This window comes from Phycisphaerales bacterium AB-hyl4 (assembly GCA_041821185.1).
GTDB classification, from domain to species: Bacteria; Planctomycetota; Phycisphaerae; order Phycisphaerales; family Phycisphaeraceae; genus Natronomicrosphaera; species Natronomicrosphaera hydrolytica.
The window spans coordinates 12,178-39,159 of sequence record JBGUBD010000009.1; the positions used below are offsets into that span (position 1 = coordinate 12,178).

The 26,982-nt window shown below is 62.5% G+C and carries 22 protein-coding genes and 1 pseudogene; 12 read left to right on the forward strand and 11 right to left on the reverse strand.

Annotated elements, in window-relative coordinates:
- Positions 1-3 precede the first annotated feature (3 nt).
- The 5 genes from urtD to ACERK3_14250 form a co-directional block, all read right to left on the reverse strand.
- Positions 4-807 (reverse strand): urea ABC transporter ATP-binding protein UrtD, encoded by an 804-nt coding sequence (gene urtD / locus ACERK3_14230; GenBank protein MFA9479443.1) that lies wholly within the window; start codon positions 805-807, stop codon positions 4-6.
- Positions 804-2,405: an urea ABC transporter permease subunit UrtC gene (urtC, locus tag ACERK3_14235; GenBank protein ID MFA9479444.1), complete on the reverse strand. Its 1,602-nt coding sequence runs from the start codon at positions 2,403-2,405 to the stop codon at positions 804-806. The genes urtD and urtC overlap by 4 nt, the downstream gene beginning before the upstream one ends.
- The gene (gene urtB, locus ACERK3_14240; GenBank protein ID MFA9479445.1) at positions 2,398-4,116 is read right to left on the reverse strand and encodes an urea ABC transporter permease subunit UrtB; all 1,719 of its coding nucleotides are present in this window, start codon (positions 4,114-4,116) and stop codon (positions 2,398-2,400) included. The genes urtC and urtB overlap by 8 nt, the downstream gene beginning before the upstream one ends.
- Positions 4,117-4,465: 349 nt before the next feature.
- A complete protein-coding gene (gene urtA, locus ACERK3_14245) occupies positions 4,466-5,656 on the reverse strand; it encodes an urea ABC transporter substrate-binding protein (protein ID MFA9479446.1) in 1,191 nt (396 codons plus the stop codon).
- 169 nt (positions 5,657-5,825) lie between these two features.
- The gene (locus ACERK3_14250; GenBank protein ID MFA9479447.1) at positions 5,826-6,677 is read right to left on the reverse strand and encodes a hypothetical protein; all 852 of its coding nucleotides are present in this window, start codon (positions 6,675-6,677) and stop codon (positions 5,826-5,828) included.
- Between the two features lie 401 nt (positions 6,678-7,078).
- Between ACERK3_14250 and ACERK3_14255 the strand changes: the two genes are divergently transcribed.
- The 9 genes and pseudogenes from ACERK3_14255 (at position 7,079) to ACERK3_14295 (ending at position 17,678) form a co-directional block, all read left to right on the forward strand.
- On the forward strand, positions 7,079-7,732 hold the full coding sequence (locus ACERK3_14255) for a sigma-70 family RNA polymerase sigma factor (GenBank protein MFA9479448.1): 654 nt from the start codon (positions 7,079-7,081) through the stop codon (positions 7,730-7,732).
- A complete protein-coding gene (locus ACERK3_14260; GenBank protein ID MFA9479449.1) occupies positions 7,729-8,649 on the forward strand; it encodes an anti-sigma factor in 921 nt (306 codons plus the stop codon). Before ACERK3_14255 ends, ACERK3_14260 begins: the two co-directional genes overlap by 4 nt.
- A gap of 528 nt (positions 8,650-9,177) precedes the next feature.
- Positions 9,178-10,209, forward strand: a complete 1,032-nt coding sequence (locus ACERK3_14265) for a LacI family DNA-binding transcriptional regulator (GenBank protein ID MFA9479450.1) — start codon at positions 9,178-9,180, stop codon at positions 10,207-10,209.
- A gap of 87 nt (positions 10,210-10,296) precedes the next feature.
- Positions 10,297-11,136, forward strand: a complete 840-nt coding sequence (locus ACERK3_14270) for a LamG-like jellyroll fold domain-containing protein (protein MFA9479451.1) — start codon at positions 10,297-10,299, stop codon at positions 11,134-11,136.
- 94 nt (positions 11,137-11,230) lie between these two features.
- Entirely contained in the window at positions 11,231-13,348 is a 2,118-nt protein-coding gene (locus tag ACERK3_14275) for a LamG-like jellyroll fold domain-containing protein (GenBank protein MFA9479452.1), read from the forward strand.
- A gap of 4 nt (positions 13,349-13,352) precedes the next feature.
- Positions 13,353-15,653, forward strand: coding sequence for a hypothetical protein (locus ACERK3_14280; protein ID MFA9479453.1), 2,301 nt, complete (start codon positions 13,353-13,355; stop codon positions 15,651-15,653).
- A gap of 24 nt (positions 15,654-15,677) precedes the next feature.
- A pseudogene (locus ACERK3_14285) lies at positions 15,678-15,764 on the forward strand (type II secretion system protein).
- A 75-nt stretch (positions 15,765-15,839) separates the two neighbouring features.
- The gene (locus ACERK3_14290; GenBank protein MFA9479454.1) at positions 15,840-16,280 is read left to right on the forward strand and encodes a hypothetical protein; all 441 of its coding nucleotides are present in this window, start codon (positions 15,840-15,842) and stop codon (positions 16,278-16,280) included.
- 369 nt (positions 16,281-16,649) lie between these two features.
- Positions 16,650-17,678 (forward strand): hypothetical protein, encoded by a 1,029-nt coding sequence (locus tag ACERK3_14295; GenBank protein MFA9479455.1) that lies wholly within the window; start codon positions 16,650-16,652, stop codon positions 17,676-17,678.
- A gap of 40 nt (positions 17,679-17,718) precedes the next feature.
- Here ACERK3_14295 and ACERK3_14300 read toward each other — a convergent pair whose 3' ends face one another.
- Genes ACERK3_14300 through ACERK3_14310 form a run of 3 tightly spaced genes read right to left on the reverse strand, consistent with a single transcriptional unit; the run spans position 17,719 to position 22,057 of the window.
- Entirely contained in the window at positions 17,719-19,752 is a 2,034-nt protein-coding gene (locus ACERK3_14300) for an aldehyde dehydrogenase family protein (protein MFA9479456.1), read from the reverse strand.
- Positions 19,749-20,912 carry an isocitrate/isopropylmalate family dehydrogenase gene (locus tag ACERK3_14305; GenBank protein ID MFA9479457.1) on the reverse strand — a complete coding sequence of 388 codons (1,164 nt, stop codon included), beginning with the start codon at positions 20,910-20,912 and terminating at the stop codon, positions 19,749-19,751. The genes ACERK3_14300 and ACERK3_14305 overlap by 4 nt, the downstream gene beginning before the upstream one ends.
- A complete protein-coding gene (locus ACERK3_14310; protein ID MFA9479458.1) occupies positions 20,909-22,057 on the reverse strand; it encodes a class I adenylate-forming enzyme family protein in 1,149 nt (382 codons plus the stop codon). Before ACERK3_14310 ends, ACERK3_14305 begins: the two co-directional genes overlap by 4 nt.
- Before the next feature lie 176 nt (positions 22,058-22,233).
- Between ACERK3_14310 and ACERK3_14315 the strand changes: the two genes are divergently transcribed.
- Entirely contained in the window at positions 22,234-23,220 is a 987-nt protein-coding gene (locus tag ACERK3_14315; GenBank protein ID MFA9479459.1) for a hypothetical protein, read from the forward strand.
- 56 nt (positions 23,221-23,276) lie between these two features.
- Here the strand turns inward: ACERK3_14315 and ACERK3_14320 are convergent, their stop codons facing one another.
- Positions 23,277-24,005 carry an SDR family NAD(P)-dependent oxidoreductase gene (locus tag ACERK3_14320; GenBank protein ID MFA9479460.1) on the reverse strand — a complete coding sequence of 243 codons (729 nt, stop codon included), beginning with the start codon at positions 24,003-24,005 and terminating at the stop codon, positions 23,277-23,279.
- Positions 24,006-24,207: 202 nt separating this feature from the next.
- Between ACERK3_14320 and ACERK3_14325 the strand changes: the two genes are divergently transcribed.
- Entirely contained in the window at positions 24,208-24,870 is a 663-nt protein-coding gene (locus ACERK3_14325; GenBank protein MFA9479461.1) for a hypothetical protein, read from the forward strand.
- A 22-nt stretch (positions 24,871-24,892) separates the two neighbouring features.
- Here the strand turns inward: ACERK3_14325 and ACERK3_14330 are convergent, their stop codons facing one another.
- A complete protein-coding gene (locus ACERK3_14330; protein ID MFA9479462.1) occupies positions 24,893-25,471 on the reverse strand; it encodes an SIS domain-containing protein in 579 nt (192 codons plus the stop codon).
- 67 nt (positions 25,472-25,538) lie between these two features.
- The gene (locus ACERK3_14335; GenBank protein MFA9479463.1) at positions 25,539-26,150 is read right to left on the reverse strand and encodes an aminodeoxychorismate/anthranilate synthase component II; all 612 of its coding nucleotides are present in this window, start codon (positions 26,148-26,150) and stop codon (positions 25,539-25,541) included.
- Between the two features lie 251 nt (positions 26,151-26,401).
- Between ACERK3_14335 and ACERK3_14340 the strand changes: the two genes are divergently transcribed.
- Positions 26,402-26,971 carry a hypothetical protein gene (locus tag ACERK3_14340; GenBank protein MFA9479464.1) on the forward strand — a complete coding sequence of 190 codons (570 nt, stop codon included), beginning with the start codon at positions 26,402-26,404 and terminating at the stop codon, positions 26,969-26,971.
- The last annotated feature ends 11 nt before the right edge of the window (positions 26,972-26,982 follow it).

Here is a 26,982-nt window from a genome sequence, read left to right on the forward strand (position 1 = left end):
CCTTTATCGTCCGAGGTAGGCTTCGATGACCTGCGGGTCTTGCTGGACTTTTTCCATGGTTCCGTCGGCGAGCATTTTGCCTTCGTTGAGGACGGTGACGCGTGAGTCGAGTTGGCGGACGAATTCCATGTCGTGTTCAATGACGACGATGGTGTGTTCGCCGCGGAGTTCGAGCAGTAGTTCGGCGGTGAGTGCGGTTTCTTCGTCGGTGAGGCCGGCGGCGGGCTCGTCGACGAGCAGCAGCTTGGGGCGGGCCATGATGAGCATGCTGATTTCAAGCCACTGGCGTTGGCCGTGGCTGAGGTAGCGGGCGGGGGTGTGCAGGGCTTGCAGCAGGCTGACGCGTTCGAGCATGGTGAGGATGCGGTCGCGGTCGTCGCGGGTTTCCTTGCTCCAGAGGTTGGGGATGACCTTCTGTCGGCCGGGCAGGGCGAGCTCCATGTTTTCGTAGACGGTGAGCGAGTCGAAGACGGTGGGGGTTTGAAACTTTCGGCCGACGCCGCGCTTGGCGATGTCGGTTTCGGAGACGGCGGTGATGTCGTCGCCGTCGAAGTAGACGCGGCCGGCGGTGACGTCGGTCTTGCCGGAGACGATATCGCAGAGGGTGGTTTTGCCAGCGCCGTTGGGGCCGATGATGACGCGCAGCTCGTTGTGGAAGATGCCGAAGGCGTCGATGTCGAGCGCGCGGAAGCCGTCGAACTCGACGACGATGTCGCGGAGGTAGAGCAAGAACTTCAACTCGGCTTCGTCGGCGTAGTAGTCGGGTTCGGGGTTTCGTGTTGGCTTGGTGGTGGTTTTGGTGTTCATGATTGCGTTCCTTCCTTGCCGCCGAGGAAGGTGCGGAGGCTGGCGAGGTTGGATTGGAGCGTGTCGATAGCGTGCTGCCTGCCGTCGCGGATGAGGTAGTAAAGGGCGACCGCGGCGAGGATGGCGATGACGACGGGGTACTTCATGGGCAGGCCGAGGAAGTCGGCACGCATTGCGTTGGGCATCGCGCCGACGGCGTCGGCGAGGATGAAGACGAAGATGGTCGCGAGCGGGATGGCGGCGACGGCGACGCGGCCCCAGAGGGTGACGAGCAGGGCGGCGGCGAGGAGCCAGTAGGGCAGATCGAAGCGGACGTCGGCGGGCCAGCGCATCGCGTCGGGGATGATGCCCTTGCGGTCGAGCAGGAAGACGGTGAAGACGAGCAGCATTGCGATGAGTACGCGGTAGGCGTTTCGGCCAGCGGCGATTTCTTTTTCCAGCTTATCCCACAGGCCGACGAGTCCGTTGGGGAAGAGCAACACGACGGCGAGGAACATCGCGCCCTGGATGAAGGGCCAGGCCTGCGGGAGGTCGGAGGTCATCATGGAGTAGGTGAGGCCGACGACCATTGCGCCGAAGACGGCGCCCCAGAGTCGTCCGCGTCCGCCGAGGGCGACCCAGACGATCATCCAGATGGAGTCTTCGACGCGCATGAGGTTGGGTGTGATGATGCCGTTTTGCGGGACGTAGAGCATGCCGCCGACGCCTGCGAGGACAGCGGCGATGATGAAGACGAAGAGCTTGAACCACTCGGGTCGATAGCCTGCGAAGCGAAGGCGTGACTCGTTGTCGCGGGTGGCGATGAGGATACGGCCGAGGCGTGATCGGGTGAGCGATCGGCAGCCGAGGAAGGCGACGATGATGGTGCCAGCGGTGAGCAGGTAGAGGCCGAGCACCCAGACTTGTGATTGGTTGAGGCTGCGATTGAAGTTGGTCAGGCCGTTGCTTCCGCCGAGCAGCAGTTCGTTGCGGGCGAATGTGAGGGCGGCAGCCCACGCGAGGGCCTGTGTGATGATGGCGAAGTAAACGCCGCGCACGCGTGAGCGGAAGATGAAGAAGCCGAACACGCCGGCGATGGTGGCGGGGATGAGCATGCCGGCGGCGATGGCGAAGGGTAATGAAGCGAACGGCTCCCAGAACAGGGGCAGCTCGCGGACGTTGGAGAAGTGGAAGAACTGGGGGATGTTGTTGTACTCGGGGCGAACGTCGCCGCCGCCTTCGGGCAGTGAGAGGTGCATGCCGATGGCATATCCGCCGAGGCAGAAGAAGAAGGCCTGGCAGAGCGAGAGGACGCCGGTGTAGCCCCAGATGAGGTCGATGCCGAGTGCGACGAGGACGAAGCACATGTATCGGCCGATGCGGTTCATGTTGTGCGTGTCGATCAGGCCCATGAGGTTGAGCGCGGGCAGGGCGATGATGACGACGCCGGTGAGAAAGAGCAGGGCGGTAAGGCGGAATCGGCGGACGGCGGGGTCGACTTCGGGTTGGATGAGTTCGCCTTCGCTGTTGGTCGATGCGCGTAGGGGCCTGGTCGGCTTGGTGACTTGAGCAGGCTGGTGGGCCGGCGGTGTGATTGTGGTGGTGGTTGATTCAGGCATCGAGGGCAGCCCTTCCTTTGGCGGCGAAGAGGCCGGAGGGCCGCCATTGCAGGAACATGATGACGATCAGCAGGACGATGACCTTGGCGTAGACCGCGTTGGTGAATGGTTCGATGTACTTGTTGAGCAGTCCGAGGCCGAGGCCTGCGCTGACGGCGCCGAAGAGGTTGCCGACGCCGCCGGAGACGACGACGAGGAAGCTGTCGACGATGTAGCGTTGGCCCATCTGGGGTGTGAGGTTGTCCATGAAGACGACGCCGCAGCCTGCGAGGCCGGCGAGGCCCGTGCCGAGCGCGAAGGTCAGGCCGTCGACACGTCGAGTGGACACGCCGAGCGATGCGGCCATCATGCGATCCTGCACGGTTGCGCGAAGGAGCAGGCCCATCTTCGTGCGTTGGATGACCAGCCAGGTGACGAGCACGCAGAGGCCGGCGAAGATGAAGACGAACAGGCGGTTGTAGGCGAGGTTGAGGTCGTGAACGACTTCCCAGTTACCGTGCAGCCAGGAGGGCGAGAGGATGCGGTTGGTATCGCCGAACCAGACGCGCGCGGATTGCATGAGGATGAGTCCGATGCCCCATGTGGCGAGGAGCGTTTCGAGCGGTCGGCCGTAGAGATGGCGGATGACGAGCTTTTCGCACAGCAGGCCAACCGTGCCGGCGACGAGGAAGGCGGCGGGGATGGCGACGACGAGGTAGTAATCGAAGACGGCCGGGGGGAGGTAGGCGCGGAAGAGGTTGGCGACGACGAAGGTGGTGAACGCGCCGATCATCATGAACTCGCCGTGGGCCATGTTGATGACGCCCATGAGTCCGAAGATGATCGCCAGGCCGAGTGCCATGAGGATGAGGATGCTGCCGATGGAGAGGCCTTCGAGCGTGTAGCGGACCCAGCGGAGGCGTTGGGCACGGCTGTTGACGCGGTCGAGGGCGGTGGTGGCGACGGCGAGCAGTTGGTCGTCGTCGGCTTCGGTTGCACGTTCGATGGCGGCGGCGAGGCTGCGAGCGCCGCGGACGCCGCCAATCTCGCCGAGCTGTTGCGCTGCGGCGAGTTGGGTGTCGCGGTCGCCGGTGTCGAGTTCGATGCGGGCGATCGATTCGCGCAGGTAAGTGCGGAACTGTCGCGTGGGCTCTTCGTCGAGCTGGACCTTCAGCTGTGCGAGCAGGGCGTCGTCGGCGCGATCGCCTGCGCGGACGATTGCGCGACGTCGGCGCTCGGGGTCGGGGTGTCGCAATGAAAGGGCGGAGATCAGCTCGCCGAGCATGCGGCGGTCGGGGCGGGCGGCGCGGAGCATTTCGCCGACGTCGCCGAGGCTGTCCGCGTAGAGCGGTTGGTCGTTGTCGTCGCGGAGGGGTTGCTCGTTGAATGCGTCGAGGATGGGGTAGACCTCGCCGCGGTTGTCGACTTCGGTGCGTGAGCCGTAGATGACGAGGGTGTCGTCGTCGCGGATGGCGAGCAGGCCTGCGCGGAAGGCTTCGAGCGCGGGGACGAGTCGGCCGTCGCCCTGGCGTGCGAGTTGCGTGAAGCGGTCGGCACGCTCGCTGCGGTCGGTTTCGGTGACGGCGGTACGCAGCAGGTCGCGCAGCTCGGCGGGCACACGGTCGATGTCGTCGGCAAGTTCGTCGAGTGGTGCGGCGTCAGCGCCGATGTCTTCGGCGTCGAGCGTTTGCGCCTGAACGGGCGCGGGCATGGCGAGGAGTGTGATCGCCATGACTATCATCCACCACCCGAGCGAGGCGGTGGGTTGAGTCCGCCGGGCTCTTGAATGAAGCGTCATGTTGATAACCATTGGTTGTGGTTGCGGGAGGTCAGTGATTTTTGAAACGGTTGGTTCCGGGAGACCCACGGATGTAATCCGTGGGCTTCGATTTTCGTTTTCGTTTTTCGATGTTTGATGTTTGATGTTGAGGGTGAAAATGCGGTGGGGATTGGATGCCGTGTGTTTGAGTCATTGATCGATTGACTCGAACGACACGGCATCCATCCCGCCGCGCTGCTCCCTTTTGCCCGCAAGGTCCCAGAGAGCCCCTCGGAACAGATTCCCCCGGAGGTTGCGTGGTTTATTCGTCCTGCAGGTAGCTGCTGAAGGACTCGGGCTCGACGAGGCCGTCGGATTCCCAGATGATTTCGAACTGGCCGTCGGCGAGGATTTCACCGATGTAGACCGGCTTCCAGGTGTGCATGTTTTCGGCGTGCATTTTCTTCGGGCCGCCTGGGGCGTCGAATTCCATGCCGAGCACGGCTTCGCGGACGGCGTCGACGTCGGTCGTGCCGGCGGCTTCGACGGCGGCGGCGTAGACCTTCAGGCCGAAGTACGTGCCTTCCATCGGGTCGTTGACGACACGGCTGCTGCCGCCGGGCAGGTTGTTGGCCTGGGCGTAGTCGCGGAACTTCTGGACGAACTCTTCGTTCTCGGGCGTGTCGACGGACTGGAAGTAGTTCCACGCGGCGAGGTGGCCGACGAGGGATTCGGCTTCCATGGCGCGGAGCTCTTCTTCGGAGACGGAGAAGGCCATGATGGGCACTTCAAAGGGGTCGAGGCCCTGGTTGGCGAACTCGCGATAGAACGGGACGTTGGAGTCGCCGTTGATGGTGGAGAGCACGGCGGTGTTGCCGTCGCGGGCGAGTTCGCGGATTCGGCCGACGATGGACTGGTAGTCGGCGTGGCCGAAGGGGGTGTACTCTTCGCGGATGTTTTCTTCCGGCACGCCTTCGGAGATCAGGTAAGCGCGGAGGATGGCGTTGGCGGTGCGGGGGAAGACGTAGTCCGTGCCGAGGAGGTAGAACTTTTCGAAGCCGCCGCCGTCTTCGCTCATGAGGTAAGCAGCGCCGGGGATCAGCTGCTGGATGGGCGTTGCGCCGGTGTAGAAGATGTTGGGGCTTTGCTCTTCACCTTCGTACTGGACGGGGTAGAACAGCAGTCCGTTGTGCTGTTCGAAGACGGGGAGGACAGCCTTTCGGCTGACGGAGGTCCAGCAGCCGAACACGACGTCGACCTCGTGGTCGAGCAGCAGTTCGCGGGCGCTCTCGGCGAAGAGGTCCCAGTCGGAGGCGGGGTCGATGACCACGGCTTCGAGCTGTCGGCCGAGCACGCCGCCCTCGGCGTTGATTTCGTCGATGGTCATCAGCGCGACGTCGCGGAGCGAGGTTTCGCTGATGGCCATGGTGCCGGTGAGTGAGTGGAGGATGCCGACCTTGATGGGCTCTTCGTCGGCGCGTGCGGGTGAGGCAGCGGCGGTGACGAGGAGCATCGTGGCGGCGATGAGTGTGAGTGTTGTGGTTCGGAATGTTTTGAGCATGTCAGTCATTTGCCTCTTCCTTTCGGATGGAACGGTTCGCGAGTGCGTTTGGGCGTTTTGATAAAGCGGCCGTGCGGGTCGGTGTTGACGCCGACCCGCACGGCGCTGTGGTGTGGTTGGCTTAGAAGTCGAGATAGAGTCCGACGAGTCCGGTGAGGAAATCGGATCGTGGGTTGCCGATGGCGTCGGCGTCGGTCCAGTAGTAGGTGAGGTTTGCGCCGAGGCTCCAGCTGCCGTAGTCGGCGGGGATGAAGGTCAGGGGCATGCCGGCGGAGACGCCGAGGGCGGCGTATCCGAAGCCGTTGTCTGCGTAGAAGCCGTCGATGCCGAAGGCGACTTCTGCGGGGAGTGAGAAGGTGACGGGGAAGTCGCCGTCGGGCATGACGGTGTATTCGGGTTCGATTCCGAAGACGAAGACCGTGCCGCCGGTGAAGTCGGGGTCTGGGCCGTGGAGGCGGGTGTGTGCGATGAGCGAGGGGTTGAAGGCGAAGCCTTCGAAGAGCAGATCGCTGTCGTCGAAGCCGAGGACGACGTCGAATACTTCTTCCGTGCCTTCGTCGGTGTAGAACCAGGCCTGGTAGACGAGGTCGACGCGGAAGCGGTCGATGTTTTTGCCGATGCCCAGGTACCAGTCAACTTCGTTGATGGGTCCGCCGAGGGGTCCGCGGTCGGATTCGCGGATGTCGAACCAGACGCCTGTGGTGACATCGAAGTAGTCGAAGTCGATGGAGACTTCGGAGAAGGCGAAGACGGAGGGTCGGCTCCAGCTGCTCCCGGCGCCCCAGACGTCCGTGCCGTACGAGATGAAGTGCGAGGAGACTTCCGTGCCGAGTGCGCCGGAGACGCGAAGGCCGTCGGGCACGGCGATGCCCGGGTCGTCCTGAGCGACGGCGGTGGCGGCGGCCCCCCCTGTGATGGCGGTCGCCAGTGCGGCGGCCGCGGCGATGTGTCCACGTCCCTGAATTCGATGCATAAACGCTCTCCTTTCAAGCGTGTTGCCGTCCGCCGATGCTCGGCGTGGTTGTGACGGCGGTTTGTCGTGGTCGGAGCGGGCCGACACCCTGTCAGCCATCGCGACCGTGGCGTCGCTCCCCCAAGCGTCCGCCTGGGAAGCTTGGTAAGAGGCAAAGGTTGTGCCACGGGGACGAAAATGCTTATTTGCAGGGTTTAGGTTTGATGAGGTGCCTAATGATTGGGCATGGTGTCGATGGCTGCGCAGTAAACGGGTGGTGCGTTGGCGGTCGGTTGTGAGGGCTTTGGGAATTGGTTGGGTTGTCATACTTGAACGGAAGGGGGTGGTTGTGCAATACTGGAGGGCTGCGGGCGTCACGGTTTTTCGGCGTGCGGTCCGGGGGCGGGGGGGACCAAAGCTTTATGAATGGATCAGACAAGCAACGCAATGCTGGCACGCTGGCGATTACCGGCGGGCCGACGGGGAAGTCGTCTGTCGATGGCGATGGCGAGCTGTCGGATCGCGAACTGATGCGGCGGGTGGTTGACCGGGACCGCACGGCGCTGGCGGAGCTGTACGACCGTTACAGCCATTACGTGCAGGCGGCGTGCCTTCGTGTGCTGGCGAACATGACGGACGCGGAGGATGTGACGGTTCAGGTGTTTATCGAGGTGTGGGAGCGGCCGGGGCGATTCGAAGCGAGCCGGGGTGAGTTTGTGACGTATCTGATGATTTTGGCGCGTTCGCGGGCGACGGACCTGCGTCGATCGCAAACACGTCGTCGGCAGTTGATGCGGAATGCGGCTGACGAGTTGATTATGCCGATGGTGGATACGACGACGCCAGCGGAGTCGGCATCGTGGCGTGAGCGTCGCGGGCGGGTCCGTCGGGCGTTATCGCGGTTGGGCGAGCTCCAGCGTGAAGCGGTGGAGCTGGCTTTTCTGGAAGGGCTCAGTCATCGGGAGGTTGCTGAGCGGCTGAACACGCCGCTTGGAACAATTAAGACTCGTATCCGTCTAGGGCTCATCCAGTTGCGTGACTCGTTGCGTACTATGGGGGAAGGTGACGAACCATGAGCTGCGAATATTCTTCAGAACGGTTGATGTTGTACCTGGCCGGCACGCTGGAAGCGGACGAGGAGTGTGCGATCGAAGCGCATCTTCGCGACGGCTGCATGGCGTGCGAGGCCCGACTGGCTGAAGGGCGTCGTGTGCTCGATGAGATTCCGTTGGCGCTGGAGCCGCGTGCGGTTCGGCCGGCGGTGCGTGATCGTTTGATGGCGCGGATTGCCGAGCATGCGGACGAGGACGCGCCGGCGGCGATGCGTCTGACGCGGTCGGAAGCGGCGTCGGCGGCATCGGCGGCGACGTCGGTGGGGTCTGCGGGGGCGCAGCCGACGGGAGCTGCGTCGGGTCTGCGGCGATGGTCGTGGATCGGCGGGATCGGTGCGTGTGCGGCCGCGGCAGCGCTGGCGGCGGGCGTGACGTTTACGACGATGGACCGGCAGGTGCAGCGCCAGGCTGAGGCCGTGGCGTTGTGGCAGGTCGAGGTGGAGCAGTACCAGAAGCGGCTGGCGGACTCGGACACGCGGACGGTTCGGCTGGAGCAGCTGGCGGATATGGCGGCAGAGCTTTACGCGACGTTCCGCTCCTCACCGGTGGAAATGGTCCGAATGAAGGGGATAGACGAGTACCAGGACACGTCGGCCAGGCTGATCTGGGATCGCAGCCGAAACGTGGGGCATTTTGTGGGGCCGGAAGGCTTCCGCCCGCCGGACGGTCGTCGGCTGAAGCTGTGGCTGGTGTCCGGGGACGAAGAAGCCCTGTCCGCAGGCACGTTCGCACTGGACGAGTCGGGCTGGGCCCGCTTTGACATCGGCATGCCGGAGGTCGATTTCAGCACCTTCGATGCGGCCTATATCAGCTATGACGATGGCGATGACGCGGACGGCGTGTCGAAGCCTCGCCGAGTGCTGTTGAGCGGCAATTTCTAAAAATGACAACGTGGGTTCCGGGTTCGGAGCGATGGCCTGTTCAGGTGCGGGAGTCGGCTTGCGCGTTTGGTCTGTGTGGCCGAAGCGTGCGGTGCAAGATCCGCGACTGAATGGTTGTGGGTGTGCCGCAGGGCGGTCGCATCTGGCTGACCCATGTAATCACAGCGGGCGTCGAAAGCTTCGCTGTCACGTTGCCGTCACGTCCCCGTAATCCAAATGTAGCGGCGGGGCTAAACGCTGCATTTGAGCTGAACCCGTTCTAAGCATACTCGAGCCAAACGTTGCGGCCGCAAGCATCGCAGAGCGATCTGCTTTGGCATTCAATGTCAGGTGTGCGGCATCGATCGGCTGTACGACCTGTCCGAGCACCTCTCCGTCGCCAGCTTCGCGATCACCAACACCTGCCCAATTGCTTGCCAGTCAAGTCAGCCTCGGTTGAAAAGCGGGGGCAGGGTGCAAAAAGTAATTGACATTCGTTGCGATACGATATACTTTCGTTGCGGTACGAACAGGATATAGGGGTGCTTCATGGCCACGATCAGTCATATCGCCAAATCCAGCGGGCTCTCCCGGACCACGGTGGCGGAAGTGCTTCGCAACAAGCCCGGCTACAGCGAGCAGACCCGGGCGAAGGTCTTAAAGTTTGCTCAACAATTGAATTACCGCCCGAACTACCTGAGTAAGGCCCTTGCCGGCGGCCGCAGCATGACCATCGGCCTGCTGGTCTCGTCGATCGATACCCCCAACGAAGTCGAGACCATGCGTGCGATTGAGACGTCGGCCCGCGATGAAGGCTGGCTGACGTTTCTGCTGGGCTGGGAAGAAGATCTCGACGAAACGCTTTGCTCGCATGTGGATGGTCTGGTCAGTCGACGGGTTGACGGCATTGTGCTGTATCGCACTCGGCCGTTGCCGACCAACGCGCGGAAACGGCTGGACAACTGCGGCGTGCCGGTGGTGTATCTGGGCTGGGTGCCGGATGATGCGCTGCACCTCGTGCGCGACGAGCGCAATACGGCGATTCACCAGTTGGCGGAGCATCTGGCGTCGCTCGGGCATCGACGGGTTGCTTACGTTCATTCCTACTTCGACACGCTTTACCCGGATCGTCGGCTGCGCCATTTTCAGCATGCCATGGCGGCGAATGACATTGAACTGGAAGTGTCGGAGCGGTGGTATTTGCCGCGCGGGATCGAGCACGAACTTGCCAGCTACCAGATCGCGAGCAAGGCTTCGCTTACCAACGGCCCGACCGCCATCCTCGCCCACAACGATCGCTCGGCTCGCGGCATCATGACCGCGCTGCATGAGCGTGGGGTGCGCGTGCCGCACGACATCGCGGTGGTCGGCTTCGGCGATTCGCCCCAGGCGCTCGCGGGTCGGCCGGGCCTGACCACCATTCGCCAGCCCAACACCGAGCTTGGCCAGGAAGTGTTCAAGCTGCTGCATCAACTGATTGAACAACCCGAGTTGGCGACCAGAAGAAAGCAGGTCGTCATTCACTGCGAACTTATCGTGCGGGGTTCCACGTCGCCTGACCATGTCGACGAAACGGCATGAGCGGGCGGGCAAATTGGATTCGTGGTTCATATCCCAATTGGACAGTCGGTTCACTTTTGACGTTCAGGAAAGAAAGGACCTTCCATCATGTTTGCGACAATGATCAAAAAGAGCACGCTGTGCTTCGCCGTCGGCGGCGCATTGGCAGCCGCATCCCCCGCGAGTGCGGAGATTGTCGGGCTGTGGCACTTTGACGGCGACTACAGCGACGCCTCGGGCAACGGCAGCACACTTGGCTGGGCGCCTGGTGACGCAGGATTTGACGATACGAACAAGCAAGTCGGCAGCCATGCCCTTCACGCGGGTAACGTCTCAGGTGTCTCATCCGTGGTCAGGCTCAACTTGGGGCCGGAGGCCAGCGCCTTGGACGGAAAGACCGAAGTAGGGCTTTCTTTCTGGGTTTACCGAAACGCTGAAGCGACGGGCAGTGCGAGGCTTTTCGCCTTTTCCAAAGGCCAGGAGTCTGACTTCGGGCTGCAACTAACGCACAAATATCAGTCATCAGCACACCAGTACTACCTTCAGAATTCGGGACTGGGAGGCTTTGGAGGGCAGTGGGGCCATACGGTTTCCATTCCGTATCAGGAGTGGACACATGTCGCTATCACGTCTGATGGAGAGACTGCTCGAATCTTTATTAACAACGTGCAATTATCTTGGACTTCTGCAGTCAACGGCGACGGAATCAATTTAGGTAACTACCTGCACCTTGGTGGTCAGTCACAAGGCACGGGTGGGCGGATCGATTCGTATATTGATGAGTTCATCATGTATGACGGTGCGACCGACGCTGATTGGGTAGATGGCGTTTACCAGGCTGGCCTCGCGGGCCAGAACATCCCCGAGCCGGGTAGTGCGGCGTTGGCGTTGGGCGGGGCACTGCTGTTGCTTAGCAGCCGGCGACGTCGCGTGTCGATGAACAGCTGATCGCAGATCAACAATCGTCCGTGTTCCTCGCAAAGAGAGATATCGGCGGCCGGGGTTGAAAGACCCCGACCACCTTTTCCAGGAAAGGTGTGTCATGGCGAAAACAGTCCTCCCTGTGATTGCGATTTTGCTGGTCGGATGGTTGCATACCGGCACGGCGGCCGGGGAAGCGATGGCGGGCGAGGTTGAGATCGTCGGCCTGTGGTCGTTCGACGACGATACGGCTGATCGGACCGGTTCGTGGAGCGGCTTTGGCAGCAGTGCACATGGCGGAATTACCTTGGACGAGCAGCGCGTCGGCATCGGCGCGTACTCGGCTGTGCACGGGCCGGAAACGCGCACCAACTGGCGGCACCACGCCACCGGGCGCATCATCCTTGCGAACGAAGCGGCGATCGATGGCGCGACGGCGTTCGGCATGGCGCTATGGGCTCGGCCGGTGAAGGTGTGGACCAGTCGGGGGCGAATCATCAGCTTCGGGCCCGAGGCGTTCGGCATCGGCAACGTGCCGGGCGATCGGGAGGGGCAGTTTCGTCTGGCCAATGCCGACTTTGTCGACGCAGAGGCGCTGGCGCCTTTCACGCTGCCGATGGATGAATGGACCCATATCGCCGTGACTGCCGACGGTGAAACGGTTCGCTTGCTGATCAACGGCGAAGTGATCAGTGAAGCGGCGCAGACCGGCCCGCTTAACGGCGGCGAACAGCTGTATCTCGGCGCAATCGGCAGCGGCGGGGTGGGATTGCTTTCGACGTACATTGACGAGTTGGTGTTCGTTCGCGGCCCGGCTGACGCCGCGTGGGCGCAATCGATCTACGAAGCCACGCGCTCCGGCGAGCCGTTGCCCTATGAGATGCCGCCGCCTCCGCCATTCGAGCCGGTTGAGCGAGACACGTCGAAGTACCTTCGGCTGAGCGTCGACGACATCGAACTGACCGCAGGCACGCTCGAACGCATTGATTTCACCGCCACGGAAACTCCGTTGTTCGGCGTTTATATTCCACAGCGCATGCTCCGCGATGAGGCGGTCACGCGGGAGGTGATTGAGGACCTCGAGGCGCACCATTGCAATACCATCATCGTCCGCCTGGGCTGGTGTATTGAGCGTGCTTCGCTTTTGCAGTTGTTTCATGAACACAACTTTCGCGTCTTTGTGATTGTTGCGCCGCCTTACGGGGCGGACCTTGTTCGCGAACATGCTGACGTCGCCCGACGCAATCAAGAGGGTGACACGCTCGACACTGCCTCGTTCTACGATGAAAGATACATCGAGTATTTACGCGAAACGTGGTTGGCGGAAGGGCTGAAAGGCCGGGGCATCGACGGTTTGATTCTCGATGAGCCTGCGATGCGCGACTACCGCATCGCGCTGCGTGAAGGCAAGCTTTATCACGCTCACCCGGCCGAGCAGGCGGCATATCGGCGAATGCATGGTGGGCCCTATCCGAGTGACCTTGACCTCACGGAACATCGCGGGACGCAGGACTACGAGCGTGTGATGGCGTTTCGTCGGCGGATGGTGTCCGAGTGGCTGCAACTGGTGGAAGAGGTGGTGCATTCGCGCGGCCCGAACGTGCAGTATCACATCGTGGTCACGCCGGACGTGGTGTCGAACTATCGGCATTCGGGTGGGTTTTTGCGGGCGTCGGAAGCGGCCGCGGTGGATGTCGAGGCACTGCTGCGATCGGACGGCCTGCATGGCATTCAGATGACCGCTTACCTGAATGCATGGGGCGGCCACAGTCCTGCCTGGGCGCAGCAGTTCCTTCCACTTTTTAAAGACAAAGCACACGAGCACGGCAAAGCTTCGATCTTCTGGGCGCAGGCTTACCTGGAGTCGCAGCGACATGTCGAGCGTGGTATTCAACCGGGCAACGTCGGCCAACTGATTGACTACACGGTGGGCGAAGGTGTCGATGGCATGTTTGTCTGGAGCTACCGCGGTTTCTCGCAAGACGACTACAACTGGGATGACTATTTCGAAGAATTCAGCGAGGCTGCGGCCCGCCATGTCGATCGGCCGGCGGAGGGATTGAAGGTTGAGGTGGTGGACGACAATGCCAACGCGGCGCGGCGTGTTCGCGAGCTTGGCGCGGGCGAATACCAGTTGCAGATCAGTTTTCCTGAGCCGGGCACTTATACGTTGCGTGTTCGCAATCGGCTGGGGTTTGAGCAGTTGATTCCGGTTCAGGTACATGCCAGACAGGAGTAACGGCTTGACGAGTAAAGCAGGACGAGTACGGATCGCCGGGGGAGTTGTCACGGCTGTTGTCGTGGCAAGCACGCCGATGGTCGAAGCATTCGACGGGTTCGATGGCGTGCAGTTCATGCTGCCCGCGGTACGCGATGCGTATGTGGACGATCCGATCGCGATGGAGTTGGGCGACGCCCGGATGATCGGCCAATTTTCCATCGTTGGCCCTTCGTTCGAGGTGACGTCCGAGCCGGTGTATCAGCGATTCCATGAAACAAAGGCGCTTTGGGGCGGTACGACAGTTGCGCGTATCGCCTATTCGCCCCGTGTGGCCGACGACTCGGGTGAAGTGCAGTTCGCCGTGGGGCGGACGGAAGACCCCGACCGCAACCTGTTTGACTATGCCAACGTCGAGAAGCGGGAGTTGGCGGGAGAGCATATCACACGATCGCTTGCCAGCATTCCCGCGGATTGGGTGATGTACGACGAGCCGAACTGGGGCTACGCCGGTCTGGTTGATCCCTTTGAATTGCCAGTGTCTGAAGCGTTGCGGGAGAAGGTGCACAATCGGCTCGGCCGGTCGCTTGAAGATGTTCGCGCCTTCGAGGAAGACCCGGAGGTGTGGCGGGTATTCGTTCAGGAACGTCAGCGTGCGTTGGTTGAATCATTGAAGCGTTGGTCTGAAGCCGTGCAGGATGCGGGGCGGAAGTCGGCCTTGAACATTCACCCGGCGTCGATGGAAAGCAGCGCCGTGGCCGGCTTCGAGATCGCGACCGCGTTGCATGTGCTCGGCGACACTGTCGATCAGATTGGCATCGATCCTTATTACACGCTGTTCGTTGAAGATCCGCGTTATGCGGGTTTTCTGCTGCGTCTGCTTGACGACGTGACGCCACGCGATTTGCCAATGATGGGATGGATCGACAGTGTCAACGGATTGCTTGAGAAATTGGCCATCAAGAATCCGCCTGCAGAGAGCATGAAGCCGCAGATCGCCAGCTATCTGGCCAACGGTTGCGATCATCTGGCGGTCTGGGCCCATGCCTACCTCGAGTCATTAAACACACGCGATGCATATCTGGAGGTGGTGCGGTGGGTGCGGCAGAACCAGTCGTTGTATCGCGGCAATCCAAAAATGATGACGGATACGGGGATTTTCTACTCCAACGCGACTGTCGCATCGTATGACTTCTTTCCGAAAGCTTGGTCGCACGGCACGGGGCCGTTTGGCCAGTATTTCACCGCATTGAACACGTATTACATGCTGACCGCGGCGAGCGTTCCGGTCCGCGTGATCTCGACGCCCCTGGGCTACGAATCACAACTCGCAGGCAAATTGGATGGGCTGCGTCGCCTGGTGGTTATCGATGCGGTTGTGATGACGGATGATGAGATTGATGCGATTGACAGTTGGGTGCGATCGGGCGGGGAGCTGATGATCATCGGCGACCCCGGCCGACTGACCGAACACAAGCAGACGCGCGACGGCGGGCTGGCGGGGCGGTATGGCATTCAACTGACGGATGTGCAGCCACGCGAGGGGCTGCAGTTTACCGACGCTTGGCCAACTGGTGTCAACAGCGTACACAGCATCGCGCTGGACGGGAGCAACGAGTCGGTGTTTATCGATCGATACCAGTCGAATCGGCAATATGCATTGGATCCGGATCATGATGAGCGTGCCCGGTATTACCCCGAACGTTGGCCGATGCATATCCGCAGCGGCGCGCTTGAGCCGACCACGACGTATGAAGATCCGCAACGACGCGACTGGCTCGCGCGTGGGGCCGCTGGGCTCGAGAGCGATGACAACGCTGTGGTACTTGCTCGGTATGCGGACGGTGAGGCAGCGGTGGTCAAGACCTCGGCGGGCGATGGCCGGGTCATTCATATCGCTCCGACCGACTGGCTGACCCGCTACCGTGACGCGGACGCGAGGCAGGCAGCTCGCACACTGCTGCACGAAATGTCGTCCAGTCAGTTTGTGCTGACAGGCCCGGACGAGCAAGACCTTGCCTCGTTGGAGCTGGTTGTGGCCGAGCGTCGGAGCGGCGGCGATCGGGGGATCGTGGTGCATCTGGTACGTCATGTGCACGACGATCAGGGGATCATCCCGAGCGACGGTCCGGTTGAGAACATCAAGCTGCAATTGCCTTTGGACTCTGGCGAGGTGGTGCGGAGTGTGCAGGGCTATTCGCCGGACATCGATGAGCCGACGGTGACGTTTGAGCAGAATGGTGAAACAGTTGAATTGATGTTTGAAGCGGTTGACGTTTATACCGCAGTGTTGATTTGGACTTCACCGCGTTCGGGCGATCGCTGAGTTATCTATTGGACAGGCATTATCATGAACCCCATCTGCAATCTACATCGAGGCACGTCGTCAGGGCACGGGAAGGCATTCACGCTTGTTGAGCTTCTCGTGGTAATATCCATCATTGCGATACTCATTGCATTGCTTTTGCCTGCGTTGCGGTCTGCTCGCGAGTCGGCCCAGCGAGCAGGATGCATGTCCAACCTGCGTCAGATTGGTCAGCTCATTGAAATGTACCAGCATGACAATGACGGCTGGACGCCGGCGGGTGTGTACACTTGGTTCGGGCAGCCCGGCAGCGGGCCGAATGACCATTATCACATGGTCTGGCGTGTTCAGTTGGAGCCGTATGTGGAAAGAACAAGCCGTGCGTATTTCTGTCCGATTGGTGTGTCGCATTTAGGTGGGCATCACAGGAACAGTGTTTACCGCTTGAGGCCGAGGTCGAGCAGCCTGCCGCATCAACACTGGAATGAAAAGATGCTCGTCAACACCCATCCTTCCGACTTTATTCTGATGCAGGACACGTCTCCATTTTATCATGGGCGGGAAGAGAGTCCGCAGTTGTATTTCGACAAGTCGGTTCGCATTGGCAAGTGGCAGAACTTTTTCAATGAAGGCCAGTTTGCGGAATGATGCGAATTGCATTCAACCCCAGAGGGTGAGCGGTGACCTCGCGTATGCCAACGGCCGCGGCCGTTGAGGCGGATCGTAACTGACCAGGTCTGCTACAATGCAGCCGACGGTGTATGTGGGTGATGCCGTGGGGCGGCGCTTTTCAAAACAAGGCCTTTATTGCGGATTCAGTGAGTCGACGGCAACCGCAACCGCAACCGCGAGCACGTCACGATGGGTATCTACTTTCACCGCGGTGAGTCGGATCTACACCCGCGATTGTTCCGGATGCGGTATTTTCAGGAGGCAGACTTGTCGTCGACTTTGAGGGTTGGGGCCGGCTGTGGCCGCGATACTGCTTCTCAACGACGTTCGGGCTTGCGTTGAACGATGATCTGCTACTTCGTCTGCAGTCAACACCAGTACACGATCGGGCATTTCCTCGCTGGCTGGGGCGAAGTGATGGCGGATCGCGTGGCGGTCGTGCCGTATGAATCGTTGGTTGGTCGGCCGACGATCCCGGCGGCCAGCTGCTACATTTTTTCCGATGTCGAGCGATTGACGCCGACTCGTCTGGCTGTCGCGATACGCATTCGCGAACATCTGGAGGCGGCGAACGTCGGGGCGAAAACGTCCGATGCACCGCGACTGTTGAATCATCCTGTCCGTACGTGTCGCCGGTATGAACTGCTGAAGATGCTCCATGAAAAGGGCGTTAACGACTTTCGCGTTCATCGTCTCGATGAATCGCCCGAATCCTGGCGGTATCCCGTCTTTCTTCGCATTGAAAACGATCATGGGGGGAGCCGCACGCAGCTCTTGCACGATCCGCCAGCGGTGCAACAGGCGATGGCGGACCTTCGACAGGCCGGCGTTCGGCTGGACGAGGTCATCGCCACGGAGTTCTGCGACACGTCCGTCGAGAGTGGCATTCATCGTAAATACGGGGCGTTCGTGGTCGGCAGGCAGATCATTCCTCGACACCTGATGTTTGGCAGCCAATGGATGCTCAAAGAACCGGAGCTGTGGGACGATCAGCTTCGCGATGAACAGCGGACCTACCTGGAGACAAACCCACACGCAGCGGCGCTTCGGGAAATCTGTGCCGATGCGGGTGTGGACTACGGCCGAGTCGATTACGGCATCGTCGACGGCCAGGTGCGGGTGTGGGAGATCAACACGAATCCGCTCATTCAACAGCAGGTGTATCAGACACAACGCGACCCCTACACCCATGAACTGTTTTCCGATCGTATACGCAAAGCCTTCGAAGAACTGGCAGCGGGGCCTGTGCCTAAGGATCTACCGAAGTTGCGCCTCAACGCGAGCCTTGCCGCACGCATCTTTTGCGAAAGGGCGAGTGGCTGGGGGCGACGGCGGGCGCGAACGCTGTTGAATGCAATGCGAGGGCAAGCTTGAGCAGGTAGTCGCTTCCGGCCGATCGCGATCAAGAGTTCTGTCAAGGGCGCGGCTTGCCATAGATGGCTTGAGGTCGACTGTAGAACGCCTGGTCCCACGGGCCATGTTCGGGCGGGCCGAGGCCGGAGGCTTTCCATCCGCCGAACGGGGCTTGTTCGTGGATGCGCTGGCCGATCGCATTGATGCGGAGGATGCCCGCCTGCGCCGCGTTTTGAAACGCCTGCTGTTCGTGCGCGTTGTCGCTGTAGAGGGCGGCGAGCAATCCCTGCTTGACGTTATTGAGTTGGCGGATGCCGTCGTCGAAGTCTTTGGCTTCGTTGAGCACGACGATCGGACCGAAGCTTTCTTCCTGCACCACGGGATCGTCGTGGTTCGGCGATTGCAGGATCGTCGGCTCGAACCAGTTTCCGTGTGCGAGATGGGCGGGGATGCGACCGCCGCTGAGCAGCGTCGCTCCACGCGCGATGGCGGCGTCGACGATGGCGGCGATGCGCTGTTGGCTGGCACGTGTGGCGAGCGGGCCGACGCGGGTGGCCGGGTTGGCGGGATCGCCGACGGGCAGCTTGCGGACGAGCGCGGCGAAGGCGTCGGCAAACGGCTGGGCGATGCTCTGGTGGACCATCACGCGGCGGATGGCGGTGCAGCGCTGGCCGGCGAAGCTGAACGCAGCTTCGACAAGGTCGCGTGCGACGGCGTTGATGTCACAGTGCGGCGTGATGAGCGCGGCGTTGTTGCCGCCAAGCTCGGCTTGAAGCGGTTTGCTGTGCACGGCGCAGCTTGCGGCGACCTGCCGCCCGACGGCAAGCGAGCCGGTGAACGTGATCGCGTCGACGCGTTGGTCGGCGATCATGGCCTGGGCCGGGGCCGCTTGGCCGAAGATCAGATTGACCAGATTCGCCAACCCCGTGACGTTGACAAGCGTGTCGATGAGCAACATCGCGACGCGCGGCGCTTCGATGGCGGGCTTCCATACCACGGTGTTGCCCCACGCCAGCGCCGGGGCGAGTTTGCCTACGGGCAAGGCGAGTGGGTTGTTCCAGGGCGTGATGACGCCGACGACACCGAGCGGACACGATCGCGTCCATACGCCATCGGCGATCGGTTGCATCGGTTTGCTGGCCAGGCTGCGAACGGTCGCCGACAGCAGCGCGAGCGCGTAATCAACCTCGGCGGCCGCTTCCCGCTGCGGCTTGCCGGCTTCGCACATAAGCAGGTCGATGATTTCATCACGCCGACACGCGATCGCCTCCGCCCAGGCGTGCAGTGTCTTCGCGCGATCTTCCGCCGAGCGGGCCGCCCACGCCGACTGCTGAGCTGACACGGCGGCGATGGCTCGCGCGACATCGGCCTCGCCGCCCATCGGCACGCGGGCGAGGCATTGCGAGCGGTCGGCGGGATTCCGTCGCGTCACAGTTTCGTGATGATGCTCGCCGGGCGCCCAGCGGCCATCGATCCAGCCGACCGGTAACAACGGCGTGTGTGACGCTGTTTCTTCCGCGTCACAAGGCGGCTGTGGCAAGCCGGTTTCACGCAGAATGGTTGCAACATCGAGAAACCGGCATGCCCGGTCCTGAAGATGATGGCGTGTCGCCGCAGCATGCAACGGATCGTAAGAGCCCACCGCATCGTCCGCGACCCAGACCGCAAAGCCTGCCTGGTATGCGTCGAGCGCTGAAGCCCGCACGCAGCCATGCGTATGCACGCCCGCGAGCACGAGCGTGTTCACGTTGAGTTCGCGCAGCGTGGTCTCGAAGTCGGGGCAGCCGAACGCGCTGTAAAACGGCTTGGCGAACACAGGCTCACCATCGCGCGGCGCGACCGCGGGTGGCGGCAAGGCGCCGGCCGTACCTTTAATGCATGCCCAATGGTCTCGCCGCCGCCAGTGCGGCATTCGGTCGACGCCGTCCGGCCGAACGAGCGTGTGCGTGTGCAGCACGGGCAAGCCCTTGGCGCGAAAGGCGGTGAGCAACGCCGCGGCGTGATGGACCACCGACTCCGCGGGCGGGTAGAGTGCCGCCGCGCGGAGGTAGTCGCGTTGAAGGTCCACGAGTAGCAGGGCGGGGCGGGCGTTCACGGGGCGAGGTCTACCAGAGCGTCATCGAGGTCGGTAGCGATCTGCCGTGCCAGCTCGCGCGTGCCGACGATCTGGCTGGCGGGGCCGGCGATGTCGGGGGTTCGCATGCCCCGAGCGAGGGTGGTTTGAATGGCCTGTTCAATGGTGTTGGCGACCACGGTCAGTCCAAAGCTTTCGCGGAGCATCATGGCGAGCGAGCTGATCTGGCCGATGGGGTTGGCGGTATCGGAGCCCGCGAGATCCCACGCCGCGCCGTGGCCGGTTTGATAGACCGCCCGGCCGCCGGGCCCGAAGTTGCCGGAAAAGGACATGCCGCGCGACGCCAGCAGCAGGCTGCCGCAGTCGCCGAGGATGTCACCGAACAGGTTTGAGCAGACGACGACATCAAAGTCGCGGGGGGCGGCGATCAACTGGTACGCCGCGTTGTCGATTTCGAGCACGCGCGTTTCGAGGTCGACCGAGGCGGTCATCTCATGGAGCTTTTCTTTCCAGAGCTGACTGATGGCGGGGATGCCGCCGGGCTTGGTGATGACCGCAAGTCGGCCGCTTCGCTGGTGGGCGAGCTGGATGGCGACTTCGAGGATGCGCTGGACTTCCGTTTCACGGTATCGGCAGTGCTGGTAGGCCGAGCGTTCACCGTTCGGCTGCGCCTGCGTACCGTAGTCGCCGAAGTAGAAGCCGCCGGTGTTCTCGCGTACGACGATGATGTCCGTGCCGCGGACGCATTCGGGGCGGAGCACGCCGGTGTCGTGCAGCGCGGCGAACGGCCGCAACGGCGTGAGCTTGCAGTACATTTCGAACTGTTGCCGCAGGTCATAGACAAAGCGCCCGCCGCCGGGGCCGCAGAGCACCGCGCCGCCGACGGCGAAGGTCGCCTGGCAGAAATCGACGACCTCTTGCGTGAGACATTGGCCGAATTGCCGCTGTGCCTCGTAGCCGATCAACCCGCCGTTGCGTAGGTCGAAGGTTTCGCCTGTTCGGTCTGTCACCACGCGGAGCACGTCCAGCGTCGCGTCGATCATTTCCGATCCGACGCCTTCGCCACGAAGCAGGCCCATCACGAACGGCCGACGCCGCTGGGGCGCGGGCGCAAACCCCGCGATCGCTGCCGTCAGCGCTTGCGCCACATCGGGCGTGTTCGTTTGACGCAGTACAGTCACGCATCACTCCCGGCATTCGTTGCCATCTGCCGTTCGTCAGTAAACGGCTTGAATCGCTTGAGTATGTATACCAGTCCGTCGCTGTCGCGGTAGCCGCAGTCGCCCGTGCGATAATAGCCCTCGGCGGTCAGTTCTTCCGCCGGCAGGGTCATGTGCTTCAGCCGAACCACCACCTCGCCTTTGCCCGCCGCGGGCAGCGTGTCGCCCGAGGGAGACAGGACGGAAAGCGCTACGCCGTCAAGCGGTCGGCCGACGCATTGCGTCGATCGACTCGGCGGCTCATCGCTGTCAACGCATAACGGCCCCGTCTCCGTCGCGCCATACTGCTGCCTGACCGGGCAACCCGACGCAGCGTTGAATCGTGCCGCCACTTCCGGTGACAGCGCCAACGACGAACTCACACACCAGCGCAACGGCGCTTTGGCCTGCCGCCAGAGGTCGGCGTCCGCCAACTGTTGGAGATGGGCCGGCCAACTGTAGAGCATTTCGACCCGGTACGTCCGCAGCAGCTCGGCGATGCGATCGCGCTGGGGAAGCTCGGCCATCGCCACCGTACCACCGAGCGAATGGACCAGCAGCAGCGCGTTGACCAGCCCAAAGCCGTGCGACAATGGCAGCAGGCAGAGCCCGGCCGGCCGACGCTCGCGCAGGTCATCAGGCAAGCGCGCCGCAACGCGGGCCACATCGTCGCGCAGCAGCGCAAGCGAGCGGAAGCGCGGCTTCGGGCGGGCCGTGGTCCCGGAAGTGAACAGCCAGACACCGGCCTGCGAGCCGTGCGGCGCAGGCTCGCGGTCGTCGGCATTGAGCAGGTCGGCAGTGTGCCGCGGAATCTGTTCGCGCGGCCAGTCCTGGTCGGGCAGAATCACCTGCAAGCCGAGGTTCAGTCCGGCCAGGAGCGTGGCGAGCCAGTCGACGCTGCCGGGCTTTACCGCGGGGTGATCGTGGCGGATGCGCTGGCCGGACTTGAAGCCCTCGTCGACAAGGCGAGCTTGTTCGCCGGCGACGCGGTCGGCCAGATCGCCGAACGTCACATCACCATCAGGCGTGGCCAGGGCGATCGCGTCTGGAAACGGTTGGGTTGCCGGCGCGTACCATGAAAAAGCTGATTGACCGTCGGCCGTTGATGTGGGATGGTTACGGATCATTGGTCTGCCTACTCTGTCCGTACTCATCAAAAGCGGCGCATCAAGCAAAACCGCATCAAGCCTGCTCACAGAGCGTACCCGCTGCCTCGCAATGGCGTCAATCAATTCGTGTGGTGAAGTGGGGGAGTGCTCACCGTGAAGATCGACCATCCGCCACGATACCGGGAGAAAATGCGATGATTGGATCAACCATGGATCGGCTCATTCGTCGGCCCGCGCGATACTTCTACGACGATTTCATGCGCCGCGGCGGCATCGGCAACACCATGCGGGCGTCCAAGGCCTACAACCGTTTGCGCTATGCCAGTCGCTGGCGGGAACATCGCCGATGTTACGACGAGGCCTTCGACCGGTTGCTGAAGGAGAACAACGGCGATACGCCCGCCAACGTCGCCACCAACGTCATGCGCGACGGCTGGGCCATCGACACCAGCAAGACCCTGCCTCACCTCAATGAACTGCTTGACGAAACCGACGCGATCATTCAGCAGCGGGCAGGCGTGAAGGATCTCAAGCGACGCGTCAATCTGGACAAGCCTTTCTGGCAGTCGCTGCTGGAGCCCGGCGATCTCGAGCGATGCCCGTCGTTTCTTAACTTCATCCTGTCTTCGCCGGTGCTGGAAACCATCGGCCGATACATGCAAATCGTGCCGGTGTTGTCGAAGACGATGCCGCCGGGCGTTCGCTTTGTCGAGTCGAATGCAGCGTTCGAAGACGAGCCGAACCCGCCGCTGCGTTCGAGTCAGTTGTTTCATCTGGACATTCACGATTCGCCGTTGGTGTACGTGCTGGTGCTGCTGCGCGACACGACGATGGAACATGGGCCCTGGTGCTTTCTGCCCGCTTCCGTTTCCAGCCGTGCCGAGCGGGCGCTTGGTTACCGCCGCTGGCGGGCGCCTTATCGCATTACCGATGAGCAGATGTACGCGCATGTCGATCCGAAGGAACTGATCCCGTTCACCTACCCGCGGGGCACGGTGCTGTTCATCGACACCAGTCGATGCTTTCACTACGGCAGCCGTAACAGCATCAAGCCGCGCATGCAGATGATGTACGGCTTCACGTCCGCCTGCCGGACCGACCTGACGCTGACGTACATGAAACCGCAACGCTTTCCTCTGTCGTCATCCGATCAGACACTGCGCAAACTCGTCCTGCAATAGCATCGTTGACCGCGACGTACAAATCGAATCTGCGGTGACACTCCGTGAGGATGCTGTCATTTGCCGTCGACGACGATGGTTTCGCCGGGCTTGAAATCGCGTCGGCCGAGGATGCAGTCGCGGATGACTTCGGCGATTTCGACGGGGTCGAGCGTGGCTTCGCGGGGGAGGACCTTTTCGGAGAAGTTCTGGCGAAGCATGGGGGTTTCGACGGCGCCGGGCGCGATGGCGACGGCTTGGATACCGAGCTTCGCGCCTTCGGTGGCGGTGCATTGGGTGAACATGTTGACGCCGATCTTGGCTGCGGCGTACATCGCGAAGCCGGGGAACGGGTCGATGCTGGACATGGATGAGACGTTGACGACGACGGCGGCGCGCTGCTTCTTGAAGGTGGGCCAGAGTGTGGCGGTGAGCAGGACGGTCGCGCCGAGGTTGGCGTCGATGGTGTCGCGGTAGATTTCGGGGGTGATCTTGTCGATGGGCAGCAGCGGTGCGTTGCCTGCGCAGTTGACGAGCGCGTCGACTCGGCCGAAGCGTTCGAGCACGGCTTCGCCGGCGCGGGTGATGGCCTGGGGGTCGGTGACGTCGGTGGGCAAGGCGATGACCGAGCCAGGCGCGTCGGGCACTTCGTCGGCGATGCGGAGGGCGACCTGATCGAGTCGGTCGGCCCGCCTGGCGAGCAGGGCGAGGTGGTAGCCTGCTTCGGCGAGCAGCACGGCTGTCTCCGCGCCGATGCCGCTGCTGGCACCGGTGACAATCGCGACTTTACCTGTGTCATCTGCCATGGCGTTTCCCTCTGACGGATTCGAGCGTTTCATGCCACACGCGGGCGCTGATCATATGCGCGCGTGGTGTGGATGGATGGTCCATTTGAGGTTCTCGCAGATTCGTCGTCGGCTGTCCAATAGCGCGGTGGCGGAAGCGAAATCATCGACGGTGAGCGGGGGGGGTTGTTAGGATGAAGGTGACGCAAAGGAGACATCGCTGATGGATGAACAAACAGGCTCCGATCAGAATGACGCGAAGGCGCGTGCGGACACGGCGACGCGGACGGTGTTGAACCCGTTTCCGGATCATCGCGACTTGTACCTGCTGGTGGCGGGATTGTTGCTCGGCGTGTTGCTTGGGCCCGCGGTGCTGGGGCAGGTTGCGCCGGGTGTGTATGACCGGGTGTTTGTCGGTGTGGGGCCGGCGACTGCGGAATTGCGGGAGGCGGAAGCGGAACATGCGGCGGCGCTGCGGCAGTTGCAGGAGACGGGGGTGAGTGATGCGGCGATGGCGGAGCGGGCGATGGGTTTTGAGCAGCAGCGAATGTTGCTGCAGGCGCAAGCGGAGCAGGAACGGTTGGCGCATCTGGGTCGCTTGACGGGGCGGATGCTGGCGTTGGTGTTCGCGGTGGTGGGTGTGATGGTGATTGAGTCGTTGGTGAGTCCGCAGCCGGAGGGCGGGAAACGGCAGGTCGTGCCGACGGCGTTGAGTCGGCTGGTGACGATTCGCTATGCGCTGGCGGCGTTGTGGCTGGCGGTGGTGGTGGCGCAGCCGACGTTGCTGGGGCAGGTGCCGGTGGTGTTCGCGGGGGCGGTGATTGTGGTGGCGCTGGTGGTGGCGTTTGTGCCGTTGGGCGGGCGGAGCGCGGGCAGTGAAGCTTAAGGTTCACTGCCTTGAGCGGGCCTCAGGTGAGTTGGGGGTCGAGCCATTCGCAGAGGGTGTGGTAGAGCAGCAGGTGCAGTTCCTGGATGCGGGCGGTGGTGTCGTGGGGGACGATCAATTCGACAGTGGCGAGGCCTTTGCATTGGCCGCCGGCTTTGCCGAGGAAGGCGATGGTGTGGACGTTGCGTTCGCGTGCGGCTTGCAGGGCGAGTCGTACGTTTTCGCTGTTGCCTGAGGTGGTGAATGCGACGAGGACGTCGCCGGGCTTGCCGTGTGCGTGGAGCTGGCGGGCGAAGAGCTGGGCGGGGGGATAGTCGTTGATGAGTGCGGTGACGAGCGAGTGCTCGGCGGTGAGGTCGATGGCGGGATAGCCGGGGCGTTCGAGCTTGTATCGGCCGGCGATCTCGGCGGTGAAGTGGGCGCTGTCGGCAGCGCTGCCGCCGTTGCCGCAGCAAAGCAGTTTGTTGCCGGCGAGCAGGGCGTCGCGAAGGACGGCGGCGGCGCGTTCGAGGTCGGGGGCGAGCTGCTCGGCGGCGGCGAAGAGGTCGCGGGCGTCGGCGAGGTTGGTGTGGAAGGTTGAACGGATGTCGGAGGTGGGCATGAAGTGGTTCCGGCGGGTGATCCGGAGTTGCGAGGCGCTTCACTCCGGCGTGGGGTGACGGTGGTTGTCAGGTCGTGGGAGCGGTGGGCGCGGGGAGGCCGAGGAAGTTGGCGAGCAGGTGGGGGCCCTCGGTGGTGAGGAAGCTTTCGGGATGGAACTGGACGCCTTCGAGCGGTGCGGGGCCGAAGACGTCGGGCTTGGCGCGGAGGGCCATGATCTCGCCTTCTTCGGTCCATGCGGACTTTTCGAAGCGTTCGTGGTCGAAGGTGTCGGGGAGGATGGTGAGGCTGTGATAGCGGGTGGCGGTGAAGGGGTTGGAGAGTCCTTGGAAGATGGTTTTGCCATCGTGGTGGACGGGTGATGTTTTGCCGTGCATGAGGCGGTGGTTGCGGTCGACGGTCATGCCGTGGGTGTGTGCGATGCACTGATGTCCGAGGCAGACGCCGAGGAGGGGGAGCTGGCCTGCGAAGGCTTTGATGATGTCGTTGGAGACGCCGCCTTCGCGTGGGGTGCAGGGGCCGGGGGAGACGATGATGCGTTCGGGGTTGAGCTTGCGGGCCTCGTCGACGGTGATCTTGTCGTTGCGATAGACGCGCAGGTCGAGCGTGGGGTCGAGCTCGCCGATGCGCTGGACGAGGTTGTAGGTGAAGCTGTCGTAGTTGTCGATCAGGAGGATCATGGTATGGGAGATGATAGCGAGGGGGCGGGGGGATTGCAGGTTTGTGGGGTGTGTTGGGGGGTGTGATCGTGGGTGTGGGGTGGGGGTGGTTTGAGAGGGTTAGGGGGACCCACGGATTCGCTGCGCTACATCCGTGGGCTTTATGTGGGGGCGGGGGCCTAGGATTGGGTATGGATGGTGAGAAGATATTGCAGCGGCGGTTGATGGGCGAGCGGGTGCCGATGGCGGTGAAGATCGGGTACTTGTTTTTCGTGCTGCTGCTGGTGCCGGTGTATGCGGTGGTGCATGGGTGGGCGAATTTCTTGTGGTTTTCGAATGTGGCGCTGTTGGTGACGTTTGTGGCGGTGTGGGTGGAGAGCCGACGGCTGGTGAGCATGATGGCGGTGGGGGTGCTGCTGCCGGAGGCGGCGTGGAATGTGGATTTTCTGCTGGGGCTGGTGGCGGGTTGGCAGCCGTTGGAGCTGACGGCGTACATGTTTGATGAAGATCTGAGCGCGATGGTGCGTAGTCTGTCGCTGTTTCACGTGGCGCTGCCGGTGCTGCTGGTGTGGCTGGTGTGGCGGTTGGGCTATGATGTGCGTGCATGGCGATGGCAGGTCGGGCTGGGGTGGGGGGTGTTGTTGCTGACCTATTTGATCAGTGAGCCGACGGCGAACATCAACTGGGTGTTCGGGCCTGGCGAAGAGCCGCAGCAGTGGATGCCGGCGGCGGCATGGCTGGGTGTGATGCTGGTGATCTACCCGTTGGTGATCGTGCTGCCGACGCATGCGCTGCTTCGCTGGTTGTTTGGCGGGGCGGGAGCAGGTGCAGGTCGTGCGTAGAGCGGCGTGTC

What these genes read in the sequence shown, in the direction of transcription:
- ACERK3_14325 (MFA9479461.1), top strand. Translation starts at nt 24,208, where the DNA reads ATGGATGAACAAACAGGCTCCGATCAGAATGACGCGAAGGCGCGTGCG.
- ACERK3_14275 (MFA9479452.1), top strand. Translation starts at nt 11,231, where the DNA reads ATGGCGAAAACAGTCCTCCCTGTGATTGCGATTTTGCTGGTCGGATGG.
- ACERK3_14295 (MFA9479455.1), top strand. Translation starts at nt 16,650, where the DNA reads ATGATCTGCTACTTCGTCTGCAGTCAACACCAGTACACGATCGGGCAT.
- urtD (MFA9479443.1), bottom strand. Translation starts at nt 807, where the DNA reads ATGAACACCAAAACCACCACCAAGCCAACACGAAACCCCGAACCCGAC.
- ACERK3_14260 (MFA9479449.1), top strand. Translation starts at nt 7,729, where the DNA reads ATGAGCTGCGAATATTCTTCAGAACGGTTGATGTTGTACCTGGCCGGC.
- ACERK3_14315 (MFA9479459.1), top strand. Translation starts at nt 22,234, where the DNA reads ATGATTGGATCAACCATGGATCGGCTCATTCGTCGGCCCGCGCGATAC.
- ACERK3_14270 (MFA9479451.1), top strand. Translation starts at nt 10,297, where the DNA reads ATGTTTGCGACAATGATCAAAAAGAGCACGCTGTGCTTCGCCGTCGGC.
- ACERK3_14265 (MFA9479450.1), top strand. Translation starts at nt 9,178, where the DNA reads ATGGCCACGATCAGTCATATCGCCAAATCCAGCGGGCTCTCCCGGACC.
- ACERK3_14335 (MFA9479463.1), bottom strand. Translation starts at nt 26,150, where the DNA reads ATGATCCTCCTGATCGACAACTACGACAGCTTCACCTACAACCTCGTC.
- urtB (MFA9479445.1), bottom strand. Translation starts at nt 4,116, where the DNA reads ATGGCGATCACACTCCTCGCCATGCCCGCGCCCGTTCAGGCGCAAACG.
- ACERK3_14310 (MFA9479458.1), bottom strand. Translation starts at nt 22,057, where the DNA reads ATGATCCGTAACCATCCCACATCAACGGCCGACGGTCAATCAGCTTTT.
- ACERK3_14290 (MFA9479454.1), top strand. Translation starts at nt 15,840, where the DNA reads ATGTCCAACCTGCGTCAGATTGGTCAGCTCATTGAAATGTACCAGCAT.
- ACERK3_14250 (MFA9479447.1), bottom strand. Translation starts at nt 6,677, where the DNA reads ATGCATCGAATTCAGGGACGTGGACACATCGCCGCGGCCGCCGCACTG.
- urtC (MFA9479444.1), bottom strand. Translation starts at nt 2,405, where the DNA reads ATGCCTGAATCAACCACCACCACAATCACACCGCCGGCCCACCAGCCT.
- ACERK3_14320 (MFA9479460.1), bottom strand. Translation starts at nt 24,005, where the DNA reads ATGGCAGATGACACAGGTAAAGTCGCGATTGTCACCGGTGCCAGCAGC.
- urtA (MFA9479446.1), bottom strand. Translation starts at nt 5,656, where the DNA reads ATGCTCCTCGTCACCGCCGCTGCCTCACCCGCACGCGCCGACGAAGAG.
- ACERK3_14330 (MFA9479462.1), bottom strand. Translation starts at nt 25,471, where the DNA reads ATGCCCACCTCCGACATCCGTTCAACCTTCCACACCAACCTCGCCGAC.
- ACERK3_14255 (MFA9479448.1), top strand. Translation starts at nt 7,079, where the DNA reads ATGAATGGATCAGACAAGCAACGCAATGCTGGCACGCTGGCGATTACC.